This is a genomic window from Mucilaginibacter sp. L196, from assembly GCF_009765905.1.
Classification (GTDB): Bacteria; Bacteroidota; Bacteroidia; order Sphingobacteriales; family Sphingobacteriaceae; genus Mucilaginibacter.
In genome coordinates this window covers 432,894-458,496 of sequence record NZ_LMUO01000011.1, presented here as the reverse complement: position 1 = coordinate 458,496, position 25,603 = coordinate 432,894, and the positions used below count along the sequence as shown (strand labels likewise).

Here is a 25,603-nt window from a genome sequence, read left to right as displayed (position 1 = left end):
CCTTCAAATCTTACCTCTTTATAAATAATGAAAAGCAGACTGGTAAAAAATCTTTCAGCAAATGCCACTCAGCTTATTGTTAACCAGGTATTTGGCTTCGGGATATTTTATGTTTTATCAATAGGACTCGATAAATATAACTTCGGGCAGATTAATCTCGTGCTGGCCATCCTGTTGGCTGCTTTTAATATTCTTTCCTTTGGTATCGATCAGCTTAGTATAAAGAAAATCGCTGCGGGAACGGAGATCTCATCTATCCTTTCTATTTACATGCTGCATGTTTTACTTACAGGGTTGGTATTTTATGGAATAATATTTATTGGTTATTACTTTTTTCAATCTACTAATTATACATATAGCTTATTGTTGCTTATTGGTATCGGTAAACTGATGATCTATTTTTCCACTCCGTTTAAACAGGCAGTTAATGGATTAGAAAAATTTAAGCTACTGGCTTATATGTCGGTTGGCTCTAATATTGTTCGTTGTATAGGGCTAATTATACTTTTTTTATTTCATTATTTAAGTTTATACACGGTTATTATTGTATTTATTAGTGGAGATTTGATAGAGTTACTCTCCTGCATGTTGCTTTTTAAAAGATCCGTAAAAACAACATTGAATCTTAAATGGGATGGCTCGGCATATTCCCGGCTACTTCGCGAATCACTACCTCAAACCGGTGTTGTTCTAATAACCTCAGCCCTTGCCCGGTTCGATTGGATATTTATCGGCTTTATGGTTTCAGCCATCAAACTGGCTGAATATAGCTTTGCTTATAAAGTTTTCGAAATAGCTACCCTGCCACTTTTGGCAATAGCACCCATACTTATTCCGCGTTTTACTAAGCTGTTTCAGCAAACTGATTTTAGGGTAAATGATTTGAAATTATTGGTAAGGATAGAGATGATCGTAGCGGCTTTGGTCGCTTTGATATTAAACATCTGCTGGAGCCCGGTTATCGATGGTATTACCTCGGGCAAATATGGATCAATAAACGTAAAAACCATCTTTATACTATCGCTGTGCATGCCATTTTTATATATCAATAATTTTTTGTGGACTGTTTTTTTTGCACAGGGGCGATTAAAAGCTATTTTAATCTCCTTCATTATTACATTATTGGTAAACGTGGGTTTTGATATTGTACTCATCCCCATTTTTAAAAACGAAGGAGCTGCATTTGCTTTTCTATTGGCGTGTATGGTGCAGACTGTTTACTATTTAAAAAAGAATACGGTGGCAGGTTTGACTTATACTTGGCTGCCATTGATTCTTTGCACCGGAAGCGCTTTAATAAGTGGATTTATCGCGAAAATGCTTTTTATCAATTGGTGGCTGGCATTACCGGAAGCTATAGTATTTTATATCGTTCTGCTTTTTGTAAGCGCACAAATTAAGTTATCAGATCGCCAATCACTTGCCATTTTATTCAGTTAAATAAATAGCTTTTAAGTTCATAGTGCAGGCAACCCTTTCAATTTTCAGGTCGTAATCTCTTTTGTAACCAGTTTAATAAAAACTGGTTCTCAAACTGATTGATTGATTGACAAAATGACTTTTAATATTGCCGGTTTTAATTTAAAAAAGCTACAAACTTATGTGGACTGGAAACTCCTATTGTTTCTATTGCTTTTTTTAAACGTAAAGCTGGCTGTGAAAATTCCGGCCATCATCATTATTTATCTACTACAATTTAATTTCAAGTTTGGGTTTAACTTCAAAAACTCACGACTACCACTCTTTTACTTGCTGGTTATCGCTATCGCATTTATCAATCTTATTATCAACAAAGGCTACAATAGTTCCAACTATCTAGTGGTTTTTGCTATTGGGATTGGCTTTTGGCTTTTATGCCTGTTGGCTGTTCATCAAATAAAGTTATCGGTCGAAAACAATAGCGTACAGGTATTGCACAATACCATTCTGGTATTTTTTGTGGTTAATGCCATCGTTTCACTTGCTACACTAGCATACATTATGGTTGATGCACATGCCATTAACCCGTTCCGTTACCAGGGGCAGTATCAGAAATATTTTTTAGGAACTGGCGATTACATTAAAGGGATAACCCTCGATATATCTACAACCAACGCGGTTATCAACGCTTTTGGAGTAGTTTATTTCCTCACCCGGAAAATGCCATTGATGGTTTTGATTTGCATGATTGTATTGCTGTTAACAGCCAGCAATTTTATGAATATAGCTTTATTGTTGGTGTTAACCGGGCTATTCCTATTCAAAACCAACCGTGATCAAAAGAGCCTGATCGTTATTTGCTGCATGTTTCTGATCATTTTTTTGGCGAAGGTATCGCCCCAAAACAATCAATACGTTCACGAAACTTTTAAAAATATTATCAATCCACCACACCCACCATTTAATACTGCCACACTAACTACAACTGATAGCTCAAAAGATCCCGACTTTACAAAAAGAAAATTTGCTAAGCAATATCTTGATAGCATTAAGTCCATCGTAATTAAAAGCGGGATAAACAACCGTTCATTGGCGGCGCTGCCGGCAAACCTACCTAAAACAGGTGCGGGGCGCATTATTTTGATTGGTGCTGATATTAATACTCCACCCTATCAAACACCAACAGATACCCCTGATGAACAACGCAAACTATTAGCATTTATTCATCTTAATAAAGCTGAACTGCCTTTATCGGGTCAGGATTCTTTTAAAATGCATTTGCCGGGTAAGATAATTGGCTTTGAACAAACAGTAAACTTTTTAAAAACTCACCCAACAAAAATATTAGCGGGCAGTGGTATGGGAAACTTCTCGTCTAAACTTGCCTTTAAAGCTACCGGGTTTGATTTTAGCGGTGGTTTCCCGGCTAAATATATTTACATCAATCATGATTTCCTGCTGAACCATCTTGATGTTTATCTCAACTTCTTCAGCAAAAGAAGAGAGCTGCATTCATTAACCAATAGCCCGTTTTCTGTTTACGATCAGATTTTGGCTGAATACGGTCTATTAGGGGTAGCCGCATTTGTGATATTTTATTTAGGATACTTTACCCGGCATTTCAAAAAACTCACCTATGGCATACCAATCCTGCTATTGATGTTAGCTGTATTTCTTACTGATTATTGGTTTGAGCAACTATCGGTAGTGGTGTTCTTCGAATTGCTTTTGCTGCTCAATATTAAAGAAACCGCGCACTTAAAACCACTGAATTATGAATAGCAATAATCCATTGGTTACCGTTTTAATGCCTGCCTATAATGCAGAGAAATATATTGCTGAGGCGATCTCGTCCATATTAAAGCAATCGTTTATTGATTTTGAATTACTGATAGTTAACGATGGATCAACAGATGGTACGGAAAGGGTTATCAATTCATTTAATGACAATCGTATTGTGCTGGTTAACCAAGCCAATAAAGGTGTATCATCTGCCTTAAATGCGGGACTGATACATTCCCGCACCCCATACATAGCCCGTTTTGATGCCGATGATATTTGCCATCCCGACAGACTAAAAGTTCAGTATGAGTTTATTACCACTTATCCGGAATATAGCATTATAGGTTCAGCTGCTGATTATATTGACGCTGCTGGCCATTACATTTTCACGCATCATCCGGTGGCACACCTTAACGAGGAGATCCATCAATTAAAGTACTCGGTTTGCCCTTTTATTCATTCCAGCGTGATGTATAAAAAAGATCTCATCGTAAAGAATGGCGGTTATAATGAACATGCTTATACCTATGAAGATCACTTTTTATGGGTAAATATTTTGGCGAATGAAAAAGCTTGTAATCTCTCGCAGGCATTGATTAAAGTGAGGCTTAATCCTGAATCCATCACTATAGATGAAAAATGGCATTCCAAAAAATTCCTCGACATTAAATATTCTACTCTAAAAAACCGCAGCATAACAGCAGCAGAAGGCAATGTATTGCAACAGATCAGCGGCAAAAACCATTCGCGCAAAGTAAAAGAAGGCGCTTACTATGCTCTGTGCAGTAAAAAATTCCTGCTTAATAATTATCAACCCGAAAAAGCACGGTTCAATTTGGCTAAAGCCATCAGCCTGAACCCACTTCGTTTAGATAACTATCTCATATACACGGTGAGTTTTTTACCTGCCACATTTATTAACTGGCTACATAAAATAACAGGATAATGAGAGTAGCATTAATAACACGGTCGACGTTATACACGGTTCGCGGCGGCGATACTGTACAGGTTGTACAAACTGCCCAGCATCTTACCGAACTGGGGGTTGATGTAAATATATTACTATCAAACGAACACATTGATTATACGAAATACAACCTGCTGCATTTTTTCAATATAACCCGACCTGCCGATATACTTTATCACGGTAAAAAATCGGGAAAGCCTTATGTGGTATCAACCATATTATGCAATTACAGTGAATACGACAAACACCACCGCAGAGGAATTGGCATGTTGTTTAGTTTTTTGCCTTCCGATAGCATCGAGTATTTAAAAACGATGGCAAGGTGGCTAATGGGTAAAGATCATCTCTCCAGTATTAATTATATATGGAAAGGCCAGCGCAAAAGCATTGTAGAGATATTAAATAAGGCTGCCATGATACTTCCAAACTCGAAATCGGAATATAAACGTGTAGGACAAGATTATTTAGAGCAGGTTAACAACATCATAGTGCCTAATGGCATTAACCCAAATGTGTTTAAATGGAACCCATCAATCCTAAAGGATGAAAAACTGGTGATTTGTGTAGCAAGAATTGAGGGTATCAAAAATCAGATAAACCTGATCAGGGCCTTAAATAACACCGACTACAGGTTATTAATTATAGGAACCGGATCACCAAATCAAGCTAATTATTATAACCAATGTCGGAGCATCGCGGCGGATAATGTGAGCTTCATAGATCACTTGCCTCAGGATGAACTGGTTTATTATTATCAGATGGCAAAAGTACATGTATTGCCAAGCTGGTTTGAAACTACAGGCCTAAGTTCAATTGAAGCAGCCATTATGGGTTGCAACATTGTGATAACAGATAAAGGCGATACCAAAGAATATTTTGAGGACTACGCCTATTACTGCGACCCCGCTGAACCAGGAAGCATATTAAATGCCATTAAAACAGCAAGCTTGGCGCCTGTTAACGATGCACTTCGCCAAAAAATACTATCTAAATACACCTGGAAGCATTCGGCCTTACAAACATTAAAAGCATATCAATTAACAGCTATATTATGAAATTAAGAGTAGCAATTTTAGGAACACGTGGTATCCCAAATCATTACGGTGGTTTTGAACATATATCGGAATATGTTTCGGAGGGATTGGTAAAGCGGGGACATGCTGTTACGGTATATAACTCGCACAATCATCCTTATAAAGAAAAATACTGGAATGGTGTGGAGATAAGGCATTGTTATGACCCCGAATATATAATGGGCGCTGCCGGGCAATTTGTTTACGACTTGAATTGTCTGCTTGATGCGCGAAAAAGAAAGTTTGATGTGGTTTTGATCATGGGTTATACCAGTAGCTCAGTTTGGGGTAAACTATACCCGCCAAATAGCACCATCATCACTAATATGGATGGATTGGAATGGAAAAGGTCTAAGTACTCTCCATCAGTACAAAAGTTTTTGAGGTATGCCGAAAAACTGGCGGTAAAGCATAGTCAGTTTTACATTTCTGATTCGATGGTGATCAAATCTTATTTGGCTGATAAATACAATGTAAACAGCAAATACATTCCCTATGGTGCCGATTTGTTTTCGGATGAAGAACGCGAGCAGGTTGACAATATCGAAACCTTAAAAGAAGATTACTTTTTGCTAATGGCCAGAATGGAACCCGAGAATAATATTGAAACAATATTAGAGGGCTTTAACAATAGCAGCTCGCATAGAAAATTTAAAGTTTTGGGCGATACCGGCAACCGTTTCGGCAAGTTTATAACCAACAAATTTAAAAACGACGAAAGGATAGAATTTAAAGGGTCGATTTTTGATACCGGCAAAGTTCGTTCGTTACAAAACAACTCTTATCTGTACTTCCATGGGCATAGTGTTGGCGGTACAAACCCTTCATTGCTGGAAGCAATGGCCAGCGAAGCGCTTATTGCCGCACACAATAACCCTTTTAATAAATCGGTATTAAATTCCGACGCTTTTTATTTTTCCAATGCAAAGGAGGTCCGCAACCTTGTTGAAACAGTACAGCGAAAAGATCTTGAAAAGCTAATGGTGAGTAACAACTTGCACAAAATAAAATACCAATTTAATTGGGAAAAGATAATTGACGAGTACGAACAGTTTATTATGGAGAGCCACTATAATTTACCCCATGAACGGATTGTTTCAAATAAAGGATAGCCTGGCTAATAAGATAAGCTATTACCACTTAATGCTATTAGCGGCCAGCCTGCCTTTTGACAGGTTTTATAGCCATTTAATACTGATAAGCTATGGCATACATACACTCATACATTTAAAACGCGGTGCTGTTAAGCCTTTATTTAAGTGGAGAACTATTGTGCTTCAATCGGTGTTTTTCATAACAGTATTAAGTACATTTTATAGTATTAATCAGCATGAAGGATTTAACGATTGGGGTAAACAGATAACTATTTTTCTATTCCCGGTATTCTTTTGCTTTAACCCGCTCGATGTTAAAAAATATCGCCCCAAATTGCTGTTATCATTCGCGCTGGTTTGTACAGTTACCGTTATTTATCTCTATGCCGATGCATTGATCACTATAAGGCATTATCAATTGCCTTTATCAGCCATAATATCCGGTGCTTTTATTAACCACAATTTTGCTGAACCGATTGAGATGCACGCTACATTTTTTTCGATGCAGTTGGTTACCGCCTTGGTTTGTTTGATTAGTGTTTTGATAAAGGAAAAGGATCGGTATATCCGCATATTCTATCTATTATGCAGTATCATACTAACAGTTGGTTTAGTTCAGCTTTCATCAAAATCAGTTTTGATGGCATTGTTCATTATTATAAATATCGCGGTTCCCTACTTTATTCTTCAGAGTGCACGGCGATGGAAATATGTGTTATGTTCTGCTTCGCTATCTTTGGTGTTGATCTCGGGCATATTATATTCAGGTGTTTTTCGGGAACGTATATTAAATGAGTTTAAAATCGACCTATCAAAAGCAACAACTAATGAAACCAGCGATGGCCGTTTAGCCAGGTGGCGAGTTGTTACCGGTTTGATAAGCAAGAAACCTGTAATTGGTTATGGATCGGGGGCAGAAATAGGATTGTTGCAGGAAGTTTTTTATACACACAAACTTTACAATTCATATTTAAACAGATTAAACGCCCATAATGAATATTTAAGTTTATGGCTTAAATCCGGAATAATTGGTTTTTTAATATATGTGGCAACCTTGATATGGGGGTTCAGAATGTCCTTCAAACGAAAAGATTTGCTGTTTTTTACTTTCATTCTGCTCATTGCTATTGTATCTCTTTCGGAGAATGTGCTTGATGTGGATAAGGGTATATTTTTCTATAGTTTCTTTTTTACCTTTTTTAGTTTTTCAATCGAAAAGCCTTTTTATAGTGAATTAATCACTACCCGCCAACAACCTCGCGGCATATTAGAACAAACGGATGTCTGATATTTTATTATACATAATAAAACACTGCTAATTAATAAGTTATCGATATAAATATTTCAATCAACGGGCAACCAAAGTTATACCTAAGCCGTCATAATTATAGATGGACATAAACAGCCCTGATGACAAAATGCAAAATAGATTATACCCTTTAACAAACAAAAACTTGTCGGCAATTAAGGAAAATATATTAGCAACACTGGCATATTTTGATATGTTCAACTATCCTTTGACGCAGGCCGAAGTGTATTTGTTTTTAGGAAATAAATTTGATTACGAGCTATTTGATGATGCGTTAAAATGTTTGGTTGACAATAGTACAATTCACCAGTTCGATAAATTTTACACCCTATCGGCAGATCATTATATTGCTGTAAGGCGACTTGATGGAAACCAAAAAGCCGCGGAGTTGATTAAGATTGCAGAGAAGGTTGGTAGTCTGTTGATCAAATTTCCCTATGTGCGTGGTATAGCTATTTCGGGCTCATTATCCAAGAATTTTGCAGATACAGACTCCGATGTCGACCTGTTCATCATCACCGAGAAAAACAGATTATGGATAGCACGTACCATTATGCATTGTTTTAAAAAACTAACCTTTTTGGTTAATAAAGAGCACTTGTTTTGCATGAACTACTACATTGATATGCAGCAGCTGGAAATACCCGAGAAAAATATTTACACTGCAATTGAAGTTGGTACATTAATACCCTTACAAGGCGATATTGTATTTGAGAAATTTTATGCTGCCAACACCTGGACCCGTGAATTTCTACCCAACAAAAACATGCGCATCTCATCAGCAATGCCTGTGAAGAAAACATTTTTCAAAATGCTGTTCGAGGGTTTATTCAGCTTTTCACCGGGGAATATGCTTGATAATATGCTGATGAATATCACCACGAACAGGTGGTTAAAGAAGACTTTACTAAAACGGTTAAACAACCACGGTAATGTTTTAAGCCTTTTAACCGGTAAACATTATGCCAAACCCGATCCTAAAAATTTCCAAAGGAATTTACTCTCGAGATACGAATATAAAGTATCGAGCCTTTTATCTAAACATGAAAGTAGCTTAGCGCATTGAGCTATTTCTTTTGCAGAGAGATGATATAATAATCGCCAATATACTTCCACGGCCAGCGGGATTTTAGCTTGTTTTCTATCTCTCTTAATAACCGGTAAGTTATCGGGTGCTTCTCCGCGAACCCTTCAATATAGGATGGAGGGACAATTGTACACAGCCCCTCGATACTTAATAGGTCGAACTGATTTTTTAACCGATTTACAATAAATGACGGGTTGTAATACCAGCACTTAAAATAGGTGCCTTCAATGTGTGCCTTGCTTCCGTTACTACTAAAGAGCCTTCTGAAAGCCGTACGGAATTTCCCTTTAAATAGTAGCAGGAATTCCCACAAACAAAACTTGGGCAGTATCACCAAAGTAACCTTCCCGCCAGATACTAATAAATTGCTGAAAGAATCCAGCACTTCGCCTAACTCATCAGTACAGTTTAAACCGGCAAAGTTGGAAAAGATATGGTCATAAGACCCGCGGTTTTGAAGATGGTGCAACATGGTGTACGAGCAATGTTCATTACCGATCCTGTCATCCAGGCCTTTCGCCTCAACCTTTCGTTTCAACGCCTGCTGCATGCCGGTTGATATATCGGTGGCATGTACCCGATGGCCTTTTTCAGCAAAAAATATGGCGTCTTCGCCGGTACCACTATTTAATTCCAGTATATAGCTATTGGGTACTAAGTATTGCAGCACATGAGTGCGCACACGCTCCCTTTTATAATTTACAATAGTATTATTGGCATAAATTTCATCAAAAATTGATGATTGCGTAGTGAAAGCAGCTTCGGCAAGCTCTTCATTATTATTGGCTGCAATTTTCATTTTCACGATCCCTCCAGTTGCCTCAATTTTACACCTGCTATAAATGTAGCCGGTGTATGATAAAGTACGGATAAAGCTTTTTTTAGATTTTTTCCATTGGTAAGTGCAGGGTTTTGCATCAATTTAACCATGGCATTTTTAGCGAGATGCTTATGATAATTTTGATGCACATAGCGATGCAGTTGCTTATAATACGATGGCGGGTAAGTGTTTTGAAACATGAGCGCCATTTCGTTGGAATCTGTCCAGTTTGTTTTTTTCTGTAGCTCGGCTTTCACTTTTTCATAAAATGAAGTGCCGGGTAGTGGGTACGATACAGAAATACCTATTTCAAAAGGCAATAGTTCGTTAATCATATCAATGGTTAAACTAATATCATCCTTCAATTCGCCGGGATAACCGAACTGGATGAAAAATGAAGGTTTTATACCGGCCTCTTTCATCAACTTGGTTGATTTGCGGATCTGTTGAACGCTAATACCCTTATCCATCGCATCCAATATTTTTTGTGAACCGCTTTCTGCCCCTATCCAAACGTTTTCGCAACCTGCTGCGGCTAATGCACTTACCGTATCTACATCAATAAGCAGGTCGGCACGGGATTGGATTTTAAACCTGATATTAATATTTTCCTGTTGAATGAGTTTTGCAAACTCAATTGCCCAACCCGGTTTCAAACCGAAAATATCATCACAAAACCAGATATGATCTATGTTATATGTTTCTTTCAAAAGTTTAATTTCGGTAAGCACGTTTTCAGGACTTCGTGAATTATAGCGGTTTCCGTAAATAGGTTTCGCACACCAATTACATTTAAACGGGCAACCGCGCGTGGTGCTCATATTTAGTGAGAAATAGCCTACGCTTTTTAGCCATGTTTGTTTGTACTGCTCTATGTTTACCAAATCCCAGGCGGGTAATGGTAAACTGTCAAGGTCTTTTAAAACAGGGCGGCCGGGAGTTTTAATAATACTTCCGTTTTGTGTATAAGCCAGTCCTTTTATGTTTAAGAATTCAGCGCCTCCACTTTCAATATAATTGGTTAACTCTAATAGTGTATGTTCGGCCTCTCCTATTATTACAAAATCAGCGCCCTCTTTCAGGTATTCTTCATATCGGTCTGTCGAATCCGAACTTGATATAATAACGGTACAGCCTTCAGCTTTTGCCATTTTACTCATACTGAATGCAGCCTCGCGCATATTGGTGAGGCACATTTTAGTGAGATAGTTGAACCCGTCGTCATAAATCACAAAAAAATCAGGTTTGTTTTTTCCGATGACAGGTGTAACCTCCTCAGGATTGCTTACAAACATGGTATCAAACAAAGTAACCTGATAATCATTTTCACGCATTAAAGCAGCAGCATACAGCGTGCCCAATGGCGGATACGGTTGCCCTAATTGCCATTGTTTAGGGTCGTAGCGCAAAAAGTAAGAATGTGTAAACAGGATGCTTTTCATATTATGCGATTTTTTGCAAAGGCGATAAGTTTAACGAGCAAACGCATTTTATGCAGGTTGCATTGATTCCCATATCTTTACTTAATGATTTCCTGAAGCTAATGGCCTTATCACTGTTTAAAATATTAGCTAATGATGCGTCCTTTATATTACCTATCTCATCATGAAAAAAGCATGGCTTAACGCTGCCATCGGCCTCAATAACTGTTGATACCCAGGGCGCATTACATTTTTTGAAAGGGAACGGGTTTAGTTTATAAAAGGCTGCATAGTAATAATAGATCTGTCGTATTTTTTCGGATGATTCGGCAATGAAGCCTGAGGTAAAGTCACCGTGATTATCTATAACCCGGGTAATGGTTTCCATCAATTCAGGCAATTCATTTTTGGATATTAATATCTCGTCTTGTTTGGGTTCCTCCCAAGCCATCTGGCGATTAAAGGCATGACTGCTTACATCTGCCGGCAAAAAGCTTATCTGGTCGATGCCCATCTTTTTTGCTTCGTTGATGATGGATTCCCAATTTCTAAAATTTAAGCAATGGATCACTGTGCGTGCTGTTATCCTGTAACTTGGATTTAATTGCTTGATATGCTCTACCCCCTCTTTAAGCTTTTTAAAAACACCGGGCACATTGCGAATGGCATCATGCAGAGTCTCATCGCCATCTAATGATACAATCACCTCATCTACCCATCTCACCAAATTTTCAGCATTTCTTTTTATGGTTAAGCCGGTTGTGAGCAACGTAACACTAATGCCCGCGGATTTTAATATCTCGCACAACTTGAAAAAATTGGCATTAAGCAAAGCTTCGCCGCCAGACATGGCTACCTGCCGTGTTCCAAACGCTTTTAGTGAACTCATTAATCCCTCAACGTCCTGCTCGGTAAGTTGCTTCAAGTTTTTATTATCCTTCCATATATCACACATTACACAACGGCAATTACAGGCACTATGCGGCATTAATATCACCACAGGCAACGCAGATATAGTGTGCGTTTGCAATGTCCTATATCGCTTAAAAGTATCGTATAAAGGCGGCATGGTCATGAGCTGTAATTATTAAAAGCCTTGTGTTTCGGGTTGGCGATATCTCCAAATTTTTTGTAGCAGTTTTATTTCATATGGATAATAATACAAGTCCACTTTGTAACGCAGGCTTGCTATCATTTTTATCGCTTTTCTTTTAAGCGTACTCATACGAATGTCGGTTACTGTAGGATATACACCGTTTAGCACCGTTTCAAAATTCCTGATCTTGTCTATCATCTCGGCCGTTAGCCATGGGGTTAGCGGGTTTTTCCTAAGATCGAAACTTTCCCAGGCGGGGCTAATCCAGTCCTCCAATGTTTGCGGGAATTTAAAGCCACTGGCCAACACCTGCTTATACATTTCCGACCCCTCTGTTGGCACTGGGCTATAGGTATAAATAATGATCTCTGTTTTGGGGTTTACATGTTTTACTTTTTTGATGAAATCTATTTCAAAATCGATCCCTGCCTGCACCTTTTCGGGAGTTGGGCCGGGTGTGCCTAAAACAAATGAGTATTCGGGTATGATGTCAAATTTCTTCAATCGCTCGGCAAATTCAATGATCTGGTTACCGGTTTGGGTGCCACCTTTATCCATCTGCGCCAAAACTTCGTTATTACCACTTTCGGCACCAAAAAATATAATCTTGCAGCCTGCTTCGCGGATGGCAGCCAAGGATGAATCTTTAAACTTGCTCATCGTATCAATCCGCGCCATCCCCCACCAGGTCATGTTTTCATCTTTTATCAACCTTGAAAATTCAACTGCCCTTTTTTCTGACACGAAGAAGTTATTATCGTGAAATTCGATGGCATCGGCCCCCCATTTGTCTTTGATGTATTTTACATCGTTATAAACCTTTTGTGCCGATTTACCCTTCCATCTTGCCTCATAAATAGGCACCACCGCGCAAAATGAGCAGGTGAAGGGGCAGCCAATACTGGAGTGATAAGCCAATGTTTTTTCGCCCAAATAGGTCTTACCTAAAAACTTAGGAATGGGATAAAATTCGTTCAGCTTATCATAAGGCAATGGCGGCAGTGAATCCTGATCGAGCAAGTCTTCCTTCCCATTTATTATGACTTTACTATCGACATTTTTATAGATGAGATTTTTAATGAACTCGAAAGGTGTACCATTTTCCAGCGCATCAATCAAATTCGGGAAAGCATTATCGCCGGGGCCATTGATAATAAAATCAACATAGCCGGAATATAAAACCGCGTTAGGCTGGTTAGATGGAAAGTAACCTCCCCATATCATTTTAGTATGCGGGTATTTTTCTTTGATAGCTTTTGCCGATATTATAGCTTGCCTTAATTGCGGGCCGGGCATTACGGTAAAACCAAGGTACTTATATTCGCCTGTACTTAAATAGCTTTCGATTTTTTTGATGGAATCTAATTCGCAATTACCATCAATAATTGCCCATTCGTATTTACCATCAACCGATGCGGCTATATTTAAAATTGAATTAGGAATGCGATACTTATTAATAGCGCTCTTGGGGTTAAACAATAATATTTTATTACTCATAGTTTGTATACATCGTTATTAGCAAGCCCCCGCAGTACCGATGAGTAAAACCCATCGGTACGCCCTACATAGCGGGGACAACAGTTCACAATAATTTACTTAAGACTAAAACAATTACTACAATAGTTACGCCCTGCAAAATGCTATGGTTGCCTGCTTGATTAAATAAAATTGATGGAGCAACCTTTATACTTTATAGAGCGTAATTCCTGATGAAACGCTAATGATAACCGTTTTCTAAAATCATACAGAGTTGATTAGTACCATTAAAAATTATATCAAACGGAAAGTTTTGCCTTCGACTATTGAGGATAAGAATGTGGTTGCGGCTTACGATATATGGGCCGAAAACTATGATGCACAGCCGGGTAACCTGATGCTTGACTTGGATGAGCTATTGTTTGCCAAGCTATTAGACGGTTTAAGCCTCGAAAATAAAGCTGTTGCAGATATTGGCTGTGGTACGGGTAGGCATTGGGGTAAAATCTTTAAGCATAACCCGGCAAGCTTAACGGGGTTTGATGTCTCATTGGGGATGCTAAAAAAGCTTAATGATAAGTTTCTGGATGCAAAAACTTATGTGATTACAGATAATCATTTTGAGGATATTGCTGATGAGACTTATGATGCCATCCTATCAACGCTGACAGTTGCCCATATTGAAGATATTGAAGACGCGCTGCAAACCTGGTGCAGGATAACTAAGAAACACGGGGATATGATCATCACCGATTTTCATCCGAATGCACTGGCATCAGGCGGCAAGCGAACGTTCAGGCATAAGGATAAACATATCGCAGTTCAGAATTTTGTGCATACTACAAATAGTATAAAGCAAATCCTTTTGAAGAATGGCTTTACTGTAATAGCACATCAGGAGCTTAATGTTGATGAAACCGTGAAGCATTACTATGAGCAGCAAAATGCATTGCACGTTTACGAAAGATTTAAAGGTCAGCCCATTATTTACGGGATACATTTTAAGAGAGGTTAATGATCCTAAACAATATAAAACCGGTAAACAGCGATGACCCTATTAATATTAAAATTGATGGTGGGAAAATAGTGGAGCTATCATCTTCGCCGATTGCTGCTGCAGATGCTTTACAGCTAGATTTCAATAATGCCATTGTTTTTCCGGGATTGATCAATTCGCACGACCATTTAGATTTTAATTTATTCCCACAGTTAGGCAACCAGCTTTATAATAATTATACCGAATGGGGCAAGCACATCCATGAAAGGTATAAACCAGAGATAGCGGAGGTATTAAAAATTCCTGTTGAATTACGTTCAAAATGGGGCATCTATAAAAACTTATTATGTGGCGTTACCACTGTTATTAATCACGGTGAAAAGCGTGGAACAGCAAATGATCTGATTACTGTATTTGAAGATACGCATTGCATACATTCTGTCGGTTTTGAAAAACGGTGCAAACTCAAACTTAATAATCCCTTAAAAAAGCGCCTGCTGGTAAATATACATGTGGGTGAAGGAATTGATCTGCAATCAGAAAATGAGATCAAGTATCTGCTCAAATGGAATATTTTAAATAGAAAGCTTGTCGCCGTACATGCCGTTGCGATGACCGAAGTCCAGGCTAAGGAATTTGAGGCAGTGGTATGGTGCCCACAATCGAATTATTTTTTACTGAATAAAACTTCGCCGGTTGATCTATTAAAAAAACATCTTAGCATTTTGTTTGGTACAGATTCTACCTTAACCAGCGAATGGGATATATGGAGGCATTTGCAATCGGCCCGAAAAAGTCAGCTATTGAATGACGATGAACTTTATAATGCTGTAACCATAAACGCCTCCCAAACATGGGGATTGAACAGCGGTGAAATAATACAAGGTAAAAATGCTGATCTGGTTATTGCCAAAAGATCATTTGATAATGATGGCTTTGATGCTTTTTATGCAATTACCCCTGCGGATTTATTGCTGGTTATTCATCAAGGAGAAATAAGATTGTTTGATGAAGAACTATTGGAACAATTAAGCAATATAAAAGAAGATTTCAGCAAGATCTACATAAACGGGGTCTGCAAATATGTGCAAGGGAATTTGCCCGGATTAATGGCTGACATTAGGAGATTTCATCCCAATGCCAATTTCCCGAAAAACATAACTATTACGGATTAAACTATGGAACCATGAAGTTTGTATTTGCCAGCTACGTAATTACAAAAGAATTCGACGATCCTGAACGATGGTTAAAGCGCATTAGCTTATATGCGGGAATTCAAAGTGCTTTAAGTGTGGGTAATGAAGTGATCAGTATTGAACAAATAAATTACGAAGGCAGTTGCTTTAAATATGGTGTACATTATCAGTTTTTAAGATTATCGGCTTTTGAGCGCCTCGTGCCTTTAAAACTGCATCGTTACATCCTATCTCATAAACCAGATGTTATTGTAATACAAGGCCTGCATTTTCCATTACAAGTAATACAATTAGGTCTACTAAACAGGAAAAAAGTAAAGATCATCGCGCAACATCATGCTGAACGGCCATTCATCGGTATTAAAAAATATAGTCAAAGACTAGCCGACTATTTCGTGGATGCTTACCTATTTGCCTCTAAGCCCATGGGTATGGACTGGATAAGTAAAGGCAATCTATCATCGCTCAAAAAAATACATGAGGTAATGGAGGTATCAACGCATTTTCACCCCATTAATAAAAAAACTGCCAAGCTAAAAACAGGTGTTAGTGGCGACCCTGTTTTTTTATGGGTAGGGAGATTGAATGAAAATAAAGATCCGTTGAATGTTGTCAAAGCATTCCTAAGGTTTGCGGCCGTTAGCCCGGAAGCTCATTTGTACATGATTTATCAAACAGAGGAATTGCTTAGTGAGATTAAACAATTATTGAATGCAAGCGCACACGGAACCCAAATTATATTAGTTGGCAAAATATTGCATAATGAGTTGCTCTACTGGTTTAACAGCGCCGATTTTCTGCTCTCCGGTTCGCATTATGAAGGCAGCGGCACCGCAATTTGTGAAGCGATGGCTTGCGGCTGCGTGCCGATTGTAACTGATATAGATTCTTTCAGGATGATAACTGATAATGGCAGATGCGGACTGTTATATGAAGTTGCAAATGAAAATGCCTTATTAAACGTATTGGTACAAACACAAGCTTCAAATATTGAGGAAAAGCAAAAAAACTGCCTTAGTTATTTCAAATCAAATCTTTCTTTTGAGGCGATTGCCAGCCGGATTCAGGAAATTGCAACAGGATTGTAATCAAATAGTTTCATAGCTACTTTAGCATTATCATGTATAGAATAAGGCAATATGGATTGATATTTTAAATCTTGATTTTGCAAAATAGTCTTTAAGATCTGCACCATACTTGCCTTGTCTTCCGCAATGTGCCAGTTTTCAATAGCTGCATCCATCGGCTTAACAAAACTAACCACCTGCGCATTTGCATATAATGCTTCAAGGCAAACAGCGCCAAATCCTTCATAATTGGAGGGATGCAAAAGTACTTTAGACCTTTGCATTAAGGTTAACACCTGTGCATGCGATTGCCTGCCTAACAGTTTAATATTATCTTCTAAATCCATTACATCAATCATTGTGCGTAAATGCATCATTTCTGGGCCATCGCCGCAGATGCAAGTTTTAATAGCCGGAAAATCCTCTTTTAGCAATTTTATTACTTCTACAAATATATCGTACTGCTTTAGTGGGATAAAGGAACCCGCACCAATTATGTCAATGTTCTTTTCAGGAATAACTTTAGCAAACAACGAGGTATCAATCCCAACCGGTATAATGTGCTGAGGAAGTATTCCATAATTTTTATAAAATTCGGTAGCAATAAAATCTGACAGTGCAATTAATGATTTTCCTTTAGGGTTGATTTTTCGTACATATTTATTACCTGCTTTGGCATCCTGGCCCAATATCCAACAATAGTGTGTTAAGTGATATTTTTCGGCAAACCAACTCCCGATAAAAGCACATTTACCTAACCAAAAACTTAACAGGCCAATTATGTGGTATTCTTTATTTATTTTTTTCAACTCGGCCCATACCCTTACATCCATTATTTTGCGATAAAACCGGCCTTTACGTTCGCCTCCAAATGATATAACATCTACCCCATTCCACTGATACCGGGCAGAAAAAAACGGATAATGAAAAGTTAAAACGATGATATTTAATTGCGGATTATTTTCCTTCAATGCCTTTACAAATACCTGTTGTGGTGGTATACAGGTGCTATCCGCTTCATCCTCAGGAAAACCGGGTGTAAGAATAATCAGGGTATCGGGTCTATTAATCATTTAGCGAAATCAATTTATTGCAAAATGACAGGCTGGATTTGTTATGAGTTATCATGATGATCATTTTACCTTTTTGTGCCAGCAGTTTAAGTTTAGCTAATAGTGTTTTTTCTGCAGTTTCATCCAATTCGCTAAAGGGTTCATCTAATATCAGCAAGTCAAAATCGTGGTATAAGGCCCTTGCCAGCATTAATCGTTGTTTTTGGCCGCCGCTTATGTTTTTACCATTTTCGGTAATTAGCTTGTCAATACCTTCGGGGTATTGGCTCAGCATGATATCAACACCGCAAAAAGAAAGCACATTTTCTAATCTTGAATAATCGTAAGCATCCTCAGTAAGTGTTATATTTTTGAGTATGGAGTCGTTTATAAAAAAGGGATGTTGTTTACAATAGGAAATACGATTCCAAAAAAGCTGACGATCAGAAGTATTTGTTTCGATACTATTGATAGAAATGCTTCCATTATCTTGCTCCAAAAAGCCCAATAATAAATTTATAATGGTTGTTTTACCCAAACCAGATAGCCCGGAAATACCAACAAAATCACCTGGAAAAAGATCGAGAGAAAAACCGTTTAATATTTGGTTGTGCCTATACGAAAAATCAATCCTATCCAATTGTATTGAACTAATAACCGACTCCAGTATGCTCACATTAACCGTCTCCTCATTGTCGCGTTGTAAATCGTTCAATGTAAATTCATAGGTTTTAATTTGCCCCGCACTGTTTAATATTTTAATTATCCCGGGGATGATCTTGTAAGAGGCCGCCATAAACACCCCGATATCTAATAAACCGACACCGTGATTGCCAGAAAAATATTTATTAATAGCTATCAGGATCAGAAAACCTAAAACAGCAAAAACTTCCATGAGACGCGATGGTAGCCCTTGCAAGGTTTGTTGTGTGGCTATGTACCCATTAAGTTGTTTTTGCTGGTGGTGAAATCTGTCGGTAAAAAAATCATTCTTATCATATATATTGCTTTCAACGTACCCGGAAAGCGACTCTTTTAAGTATTGAAGCGTTAACTGACTGGTTAGTTTTGAATTGGTTCTTACCTCTTTTAACCTTTTTTTAATGTAATACCCTAATAAAGCTACCGGGGGCACCAATAAAATGAATAAGGAAAGAAATAGTGAAGGGTGATAAAAGAGTATACCAACTATGGCAAAAAAAATCAATATGCTTTGCGAGATGATCTGCTGGATGTTGGTGAGGATGTAGTTGCTAAATTCTATTGGCTGTTGGCTTATTTTGCGGATGTAAACCGATGAATCAATATTTATAAATTTGAAATAATCTTCTTTTAAATAATCAATCATATTTTGCCTTGACAAACGGGAGGCAATCTGGTAAAAGAAAGCATTTTGAGATTGAGCAATGCCGTAACCTGCCCAATTTTTCAACGCGTATAACCCGAAAAACACACTGATTAGCGTCAGCGAGTTTTTACTGAATAATGATTGCTGTAGAATATGATTGACCGGGATTTGGTTTATTGAATAAAAATTGATTATTACTAACAATAAGCCCAAAAAAACTATATCCAGTATCCCAATCAACAAATCAAGTGTAATGTTTAGGCCAAACCTTATCTTTTCTTTGCGATTAAGTATTCTTAGAACAGATTCAGCTAAGTATTTCAAATCTTTTATAGAAGTTAATTCACAGCGCTTATATCAGCAATGAGCATTTCTTCTTAAAGTACGGTAGCAGACGGATAAGGGTTGCCTTTCTTATCAGGCCCAAAATAATATTTACCTAAGCTGTAACAGATATGAGCTCATGTCATCAGAAGTTTTAACTTTTAATCTTTCTAATTTTTTCAGGTAGAAAGTCCTCAAATCATGCCATTGATAATACGGAAATGACTTTGAATAGAGGCCGTCTATCTTTTCTTCCTTTTCGTTTAACAATACCTTAACCAAGTAATTTGAAGTCCCCTTTCGTTTATAAAACACCCAATTAATATTTGAACTTAGCGGGATAATTGTTGATGTGTTCCAGTTGGTATTTGATTTACCAACACTCCTAATCGGTTTATCTGCCGATGCTATTTGTAGCAAAGCGGCAAATGGAGCTATTGTTTCCGCGTGCGCGAAACGAAGCCGTGCATCGTTTTTACCAGTTTTTATAAATTCATCTGAGGTATTTAAAAAATCAACCAACAGCGGTACGGCTACTCTTACCTGTATACCATTACAATTCTTCCCTGGCCCCTTTTTTAAATCTTCATTCCAGGAATCCATCTCACCTAACTTCTTCAACTCGTCGCAAGTAAAAAACGATTCGAAATTTAGATCTTTTGTTTCATGCCCTTCTTCCCTTATCTCTGTTTTTAACGAATAAACAATTGTAGCAAATCCAAATATATCAGCTACAAATTTTGATTGCTGATCTTCATTCAATTGTTTTAAAAATCCGGCAGTAAATATCCGGCTGGCAACAAAAAAATTAATAGCTTTAAAATCGTCTGCTTTTTCAATCTCCAGCATCGCCGCATCGTTATCTACACTATCTTCAAAGTTTTTATAGGCAGGTGATAAATCATAAAATCTTAAGGCCACATCATCATTATGAAACGTTGCGGATACCGTATCTTTAAGTTTGCTGTTTAATCCCTTTAAAAAAGCATCAGCGCTTTGCCGGGTACGTATTTCTTTAGTTATGGCGATGCTAAGATTCAGATCACCCTTAAACACATTTGGATAGTTTAAATACATCCGTTCGCCCAAACCACGCAATTCTTCTTTTCCCTCGGCAGAGATAAAGCCTTTCTTTCCCTTTTCAATTTTTTGTAAAGCAATAACCATTTGCTTCAATTGCGTCCCTTTTGCAGTTAATCCGTTTAAGCTATCTGCTTTAAATAATAATTTGTATGCGAGCGTTGATTTTACATCCTTAGTTAAATGCCGCGCACCATGCCTACTAACATGGTTTATAAAAACAGGCACATAACCTGTAGGTGCAGCGGTATATTTTGAGCCGGAAGATTTATAAAGCGTTTTTGTACCTAAAAAATCGCTGGTGCAGTTTTGGGCAAATGCCCCCAAAGGCAATACAATTACAAACAAAAGGAACAATATGGTAGTTTTCATAACAGGTTTAATGTTAACAAAAACAGAGACGCATTGTATTACGTCTCTGTTTAATAAATTCAATTATTAATGTTGGTTACCGGTACCATCATTTTGATAAGCACCTATATCTTTACCTGGAGCCGTAATATTTGCCCCATAATTGCCTGTTGTTGTAACAGTGTTATAGGATGCTGCTGTTGTACTGGCTTTTCCCAACGCCGGTGAAGTTGCCTGGGGCCTAAAGCTGGAAGTACCCACCATTACAATTACAGGTGTTTGGTTATCTGCAGTAACAGGAGCCGGATATTGGGTATAGTTATATGCATTTACATCAAAGCCATAAAACATTGGATTATTTTGCTGCTCCGTAGCAGAATAAATGTCGGCAGCCTGAACTTTTCCAATACCATCAGCAGCATAAAACTCCTTAACTAAGGTTGCATTATACCCATAAAATAGCTGATTGTTATAATGCACGTTAGCAACGTCGGCACTGCTTAATACCCGCAAACCAATAGCACAATTCACGATCATATTGTTATAAGCATTGCCTTTAGCTGATTTTTCAAAATCAATTGAACCACCGTGACCGCTGGTGGAGTTTTGCCTGAAACCACAATTTACAAGGGTGTTATTATAACAATTGATGTTGCACTGTGTACCGGTGCTGCCTGCATCTGATATTTTAAAGGCATTGGTTGCCGCACCGATAACCATATTGTAGCCTACATCTCCTACTGAACCGCTTTTAATATTACAAGCTTCTCCGGCTGCAACGCCGCATAGCTCATAGGTGTTACGCATAATATCCACATGGCCACCGGCTATACGCATGGCGTCATCGCGGCTACCAAATACCCACGAATCCTCGAGGATAAAGTTTTTGGTGATGTTGCCAAAATAAATTGTCCAACGGGGCGAACCTACCGGGCTATAAACAGTCGCATTATCATCAGGACCTGAAGGACCACCTGCAAATTCAAGATGCGTCCATTTAATGATCACATCCCCGCCAGCCGGATTAGGATCCTCTGCAGTTACCGCACCCGGGGTGCAAAATATACCACCCCACCATCCCTGGAAAACATTGGTATAATTTTGTGCATTTGCCTGCGTATGCAATTGCGCCGCGCTGCTAACGGTAATATAATTGGGATTTGCTTGTGTGCCAAGGCTTATAAATGTACCGTGCACAAATATCTCGGGGGCGGTTTGATAGGTTAAACCATTGCCCAGTGCAATCAATTTAGTACCTGCTTGCATTAATAGTGTATCGCCACCATTAACAGTAATATTACTTGCAAAATAATAGGTTTTTCCGCTTAATAAAGTTCCCTTAACATTACCGTTAAGGGTATCTGAAGTAATAATGCTACCCACTTGTACAACAGGTTGAGAGATCCTTAGATTTCCCGTCTTATGACAAGCGCTAAATAGCATAATACTAACAGCCAGATTTAATATAATAGTTAATCTTTTCATTTTCAAATAATTATAATTTATACCTTATACCCAAAATGTAATACTGATCATAAGTATCCTTGCGGATAAATATGTTTTTACCGACGGTTTGATCTTCAAACACATTAGCCTGTGGGGTATACGGGCGGTGTATTTCTAATTGGAGAGGAGTATTCGTAAGGTTAGTAGCCTTAGCGTAGATATAGAATTTTTTAAATATCTTTTTCTCTGCGGATACGTCCAGCGTCACAAATCCTTTCTGCCAGATGTCGTTATCAAGGTAAGGTGAGACTGCGTAAATGCGTGCGCCGGTATATACAGCAGAAACTTGCGCATCAAAACCGCTTTTTGGTTCGCGATATAGAAACGATAAGTTCCCTATATTCTTTGACTGATCCTGAAGAGGGCGTGTTTGCGTTACATCACGATGTGTTAGGTTTCCATTAGCATCACGGTAATCCAGCAATTTGGTGGTAGTGATTTCTGAATTTGTATAAGTATAATTCAACCTCAAGCCAAAGTTTCTGACATATTTTGTCGCATCCAGCTCAAAACCATAGTTGTTTGCATTACCAAAGTTTTCAGGCTCTAAAACATAGTCAACCGCATGTGGCGGAAGTACTACAGCATACTCGATTGGATTTTGGATATTTTTATAAAACACACCTGCCAATAATTGATCAAGCGCCTGAGGGAAAAACTCATATCTCAGATCAAGATTATTTGAAGTGATACGTTTAAGATATGGGTTACCTACTTCCGTATAATCCGCATCAGGGTCTCCTTCAGTGTGAGGGATCAACTCATAAAAGTTGGGTCTGCTGATAGCTGAATAATACGAGAAACGTACATCTTGTTTGTTATCAAGCGTATACTTTAAGTTTAGGCTCGGTAAAACATCAAAATAGCTAATAGATCCGTTTGCACCAATAACACTATTTACCGGCGCTCCGGTTGTCCATTGTTGGTTGGTATTCTCATATCGTACACCGCCTATGGCCAATAAATTACCTGCGGTAAATTTAAACATGCCATATCCGGCACCAATCTTTTCGGTAAAATCATAATTTAATGCATCCGACGCGCTACCTGCTGTATTTTGCACCGCGAACGAATTATCATTGATGTTTCCATCATATATTTGATTAGTTGCTCCTGATTCGTTAATATTATAATCGTCATAAGTGCTGTGCCTGGTTTTATCACGGTACATGCCGCCGGCGCTAAAATCCACTACAGTACCAAATATGGTTGGCGAATAAGTAAGATTCAAATAACCGATTTTATCCGCATCGGAGTTTTCCTCAAATACACGCGACTGGGCATACGGATTTGTACTTAAGCGCTGAGGCGATTGTACAATAGCACCCGTGGTAGGATCTAAATTAGCGCCTGTGGTGATATAAAGATCAGCACGATCAGGCTCATTAGCTGTAGCTTTTGAATATACAGCCGACCAATCCATTTTCCATTTATCACTTAATTTATGATCACCATGCAGGTCGAAATTATATATCTGCTGTACCGTGCGGTCACTTCTGTAATCCTGATCAACGCTACCAATGCCCGGTTGCGTGTGACTCGTTAATAAACTGGTATCCGAAGTAAAGCGATACTCATTTTTAGTGAGATTGATATAATCAGCATCCAGGCTTATTCTGTTATTGGTATCGAACCTATAATCAAACTTAGTAATAGCCGCTGTACGCTCTTGTTGAATATCATAAGTGCGGCTTTGCTGACTTGTTAACTCCGGCTGACTAGTTTCCTCGTTTGTGGTAGAATTAAAAAACGTTCCGTTAGTTTGGCGGAAGGTGTTTTGATAGCTTAGGGTAACTATAGCACCGAACTTTTTATCCGGAGTACGGCCACCAATCGTTAAACCTAATATACTGCCCAATGGTGTTTTATCCTGGCTGTAATGAAATGGATTATTTGGAAAATCGGCCATTGTTGCAGCAGTATTACCTGATACACGAGGCGAGGTTGTTAAACTAGCGCTATGATCAAACTGAGTAAAGCCTTTGCCATTAAAAAAGTTTCCGGCATAACCTGTACCTACATTGGCCAAAACAGTAAAATCGTCAGGAGCTGATTTTAATACCATGTTAATAGCGCCTGCAATAGCATCTCCCTCCATGTTTGGAGTTAATGATTTTGAAACCTCCAGCCGGTCCACAATATCTGCCGGGAATATATCCAATGGAACGTATCGGTTTTTATTATCAGGACTTGGGATTTTTATACCATTTACCAGTGTATATTCATATCGCTGATCCATACCACGAATAATAGCATATTGTGCTTCTCCGTTGTTACTCCGCTCAACCGAAACGCCTGATATTCGCTGGGTAACATTGGCTATGGTAATATCGGGTGATGCTTCAATAGTTCTGGCAGAAACCGCATTCAGAATCACATCTGAGCGGCGCTCCGCATTTATAGCCGCCTGATCAGAAGTTTTGTTGGCACGGCCACTTACAGCAACTTCGGTAAGCGAACCACTTTTACTGGCTAATGAAATATCTACTATAACTACGGCACCATTAACCACTATGTTTTTGCTTTCGCTTTTATAAGAAACATACTTGGCTTCGATCTCGTACTTACCGGCATCAATGTTTTTGAATATATAAGAGCCATCTAATCCGGCACTGGTATAAATTTTGTTGCCGTTGATTTCATTTTTCAATGCAATGGTTGCTCCTATTAGCGGTTGGCCGCCTTTATCAGTAATAGTTCCTTTTACAATGCTGCCAGCACTTGCAAAACTAAATAATGAGCAGAAAAGTAAAATTAAAAGAGGTAAGGGTTTCGTCATTTGTACTTGCGTTAATTAGAGCGCAAATAAACCCAGGTAAAATTAAGGCGATGTTAAGCTATCGTTATAAAGCGAACAAGGAACAGCTTATCTAAAATTTTCGCTTATGAAAAGCTAGTGTATAGGTTATATTTATCAGTACATGTAAACAAGATGTTGTGCTGTACCATGGCACAAGTGAAACAGTTGGTACACTTTTCACCCCAAAAACAGTCAAAAAAATCTCAAAAAGGCTATTTTTACAATATATTTTGGTTGTTTTTAAGCGAAAAAAGGTTCATTTCAGGCCTAAAAACGATTAAAAAACGATGTATTTCGCTTGTTTTTGACTGATTTTTGATGAAAAATCGAACCTTTTT

Annotated in this window: 19 protein-coding genes; 10 read left to right on the top strand and 9 right to left on the bottom strand. The window is 38.2% G+C overall.

The features are described from left to right. The first annotated feature begins 27 nt into the window (after positions 1–27). The 7 genes from GSQ74_RS09495 to GSQ74_RS09465 all read left to right on the top strand — a co-directional run bounded on the left by GSQ74_RS09495 (position 28) and on the right by GSQ74_RS09465 (position 8,710). The gene (locus GSQ74_RS09495) at positions 28–1,440 is read left to right on the top strand and encodes an oligosaccharide flippase family protein (RefSeq protein WP_158992550.1); all 1,413 of its coding nucleotides are present in this window, start codon (positions 28–30) and stop codon (positions 1,438–1,440) included. Positions 1,441–1,554: 114 nt separating this feature from the next. Continuing rightward, positions 1,555–3,201, top strand: a complete 1,647-nt coding sequence (locus GSQ74_RS09490) for a hypothetical protein (RefSeq protein ID WP_158992548.1) — start codon at positions 1,555–1,557, stop codon at positions 3,199–3,201. Continuing rightward, positions 3,194–4,147 carry a glycosyltransferase gene (locus GSQ74_RS09485; protein ID WP_158992546.1) on the top strand — a complete coding sequence of 318 codons (954 nt, stop codon included), beginning with the start codon at positions 3,194–3,196 and terminating at the stop codon, positions 4,145–4,147. The genes GSQ74_RS09490 and GSQ74_RS09485 overlap by 8 nt, the downstream gene beginning before the upstream one ends. Further along, positions 4,147–5,223 carry a glycosyltransferase family 4 protein gene (locus GSQ74_RS09480; protein ID WP_158992544.1) on the top strand — a complete coding sequence of 359 codons (1,077 nt, stop codon included), beginning with the start codon at positions 4,147–4,149 and terminating at the stop codon, positions 5,221–5,223. Before GSQ74_RS09485 ends, GSQ74_RS09480 begins: the two co-directional genes overlap by 1 nt. Beyond that, complete coding sequence (locus GSQ74_RS09475; RefSeq protein WP_158992542.1) at positions 5,220–6,353, top strand: DUF1972 domain-containing protein; 1,134 nt, start codon at positions 5,220–5,222, stop codon at positions 6,351–6,353. The genes GSQ74_RS09480 and GSQ74_RS09475 overlap by 4 nt, the downstream gene beginning before the upstream one ends. Then, positions 6,325–7,623, top strand: coding sequence for an O-antigen ligase (locus GSQ74_RS09470; protein WP_158992540.1), 1,299 nt, complete (start codon positions 6,325–6,327; stop codon positions 7,621–7,623). Before GSQ74_RS09475 ends, GSQ74_RS09470 begins: the two co-directional genes overlap by 29 nt. A 103-nt stretch (positions 7,624–7,726) precedes the next feature. Then, positions 7,727–8,710, top strand: coding sequence for a nucleotidyltransferase domain-containing protein (locus tag GSQ74_RS09465; RefSeq protein WP_158992538.1), 984 nt, complete (start codon positions 7,727–7,729; stop codon positions 8,708–8,710). Between the two features lies 1 nt (position 8,711). Here GSQ74_RS09465 and GSQ74_RS09460 read toward each other — a convergent pair whose 3' ends face one another. From GSQ74_RS09460 to GSQ74_RS09445, 4 genes are read right to left on the bottom strand one after another with little or no spacing between them, the layout of a single operon-like run. Continuing rightward, positions 8,712–9,530 (bottom strand): cyclopropane-fatty-acyl-phospholipid synthase family protein, encoded by an 819-nt coding sequence (locus tag GSQ74_RS09460; RefSeq protein ID WP_158992537.1) that lies wholly within the window; start codon positions 9,528–9,530, stop codon positions 8,712–8,714. Positions 9,531–9,532: 2 nt separating this feature from the next. Beyond that, complete coding sequence (locus tag GSQ74_RS09455; protein WP_158992535.1) at positions 9,533–10,993, bottom strand: radical SAM protein; 1,461 nt, start codon at positions 10,991–10,993, stop codon at positions 9,533–9,535. 1 nt (position 10,994) lies between these two features. Beyond that, positions 10,995–12,047: a radical SAM protein gene (locus tag GSQ74_RS09450; RefSeq protein WP_216846709.1), complete on the bottom strand. Its 1,053-nt coding sequence runs from the start codon at positions 12,045–12,047 to the stop codon at positions 10,995–10,997. 12 nt (positions 12,048–12,059) lie between these two features. Then, the gene (locus GSQ74_RS09445; RefSeq protein ID WP_158992530.1) at positions 12,060–13,565 is read right to left on the bottom strand and encodes a B12-binding domain-containing radical SAM protein; all 1,506 of its coding nucleotides are present in this window, start codon (positions 13,563–13,565) and stop codon (positions 12,060–12,062) included. Positions 13,566–13,818: 253 nt separating this feature from the next. Between GSQ74_RS09445 and GSQ74_RS09440 the strand changes: the two genes are divergently transcribed. The 3 genes from GSQ74_RS09440 to GSQ74_RS09430 are packed head-to-tail and all read left to right on the top strand — an operon-like array spanning position 13,819 to position 16,825. Next, entirely contained in the window at positions 13,819–14,559 is a 741-nt protein-coding gene (locus GSQ74_RS09440) for a class I SAM-dependent methyltransferase (RefSeq protein ID WP_158992528.1), read from the top strand. After that, positions 14,559–15,716, top strand: coding sequence for an amidohydrolase family protein (locus GSQ74_RS09435; RefSeq protein WP_158992526.1), 1,158 nt, complete (start codon positions 14,559–14,561; stop codon positions 15,714–15,716). The genes GSQ74_RS09440 and GSQ74_RS09435 overlap by 1 nt, the downstream gene beginning before the upstream one ends. A gap of 11 nt (positions 15,717–15,727) precedes the next feature. Continuing rightward, entirely contained in the window at positions 15,728–16,825 is a 1,098-nt protein-coding gene (locus GSQ74_RS09430) for a glycosyltransferase family 4 protein (RefSeq protein WP_158992524.1), read from the top strand. On the opposite strand, the gene GSQ74_RS09425 is transcribed toward GSQ74_RS09430, so the two are convergent. The 5 genes from GSQ74_RS09425 to GSQ74_RS09405 all read right to left on the bottom strand — a co-directional run bounded on the left by GSQ74_RS09425 (position 16,801) and on the right by GSQ74_RS09405 (position 25,244). Next, positions 16,801–17,877, bottom strand: coding sequence for a glycosyltransferase family 4 protein (locus GSQ74_RS09425; protein WP_158992522.1), 1,077 nt, complete (start codon positions 17,875–17,877; stop codon positions 16,801–16,803). The two genes, GSQ74_RS09430 and GSQ74_RS09425, sit on opposite strands and share 25 nt — an antisense overlap. Next, on the bottom strand, positions 17,870–19,528 hold the full coding sequence (locus tag GSQ74_RS09420; RefSeq protein WP_158992520.1) for an ABC transporter ATP-binding protein: 1,659 nt from the start codon (positions 19,526–19,528) through the stop codon (positions 17,870–17,872). The genes GSQ74_RS09425 and GSQ74_RS09420 overlap by 8 nt, the downstream gene beginning before the upstream one ends. Positions 19,529–19,639: 111 nt before the next feature. Continuing rightward, the gene (locus GSQ74_RS09415; protein ID WP_158992518.1) at positions 19,640–20,980 is read right to left on the bottom strand and encodes a histidine-type phosphatase; all 1,341 of its coding nucleotides are present in this window, start codon (positions 20,978–20,980) and stop codon (positions 19,640–19,642) included. A gap of 66 nt (positions 20,981–21,046) precedes the next feature. Continuing rightward, positions 21,047–22,444, bottom strand: a complete 1,398-nt coding sequence (locus GSQ74_RS09410; RefSeq protein WP_158992516.1) for a hypothetical protein — start codon at positions 22,442–22,444, stop codon at positions 21,047–21,049. A gap of 10 nt (positions 22,445–22,454) precedes the next feature. Beyond that, a complete protein-coding gene (locus GSQ74_RS09405) occupies positions 22,455–25,244 on the bottom strand; it encodes a TonB-dependent receptor (protein WP_158992514.1) in 2,790 nt (929 codons plus the stop codon). Positions 25,245–25,603 lie beyond the last annotated feature (359 nt).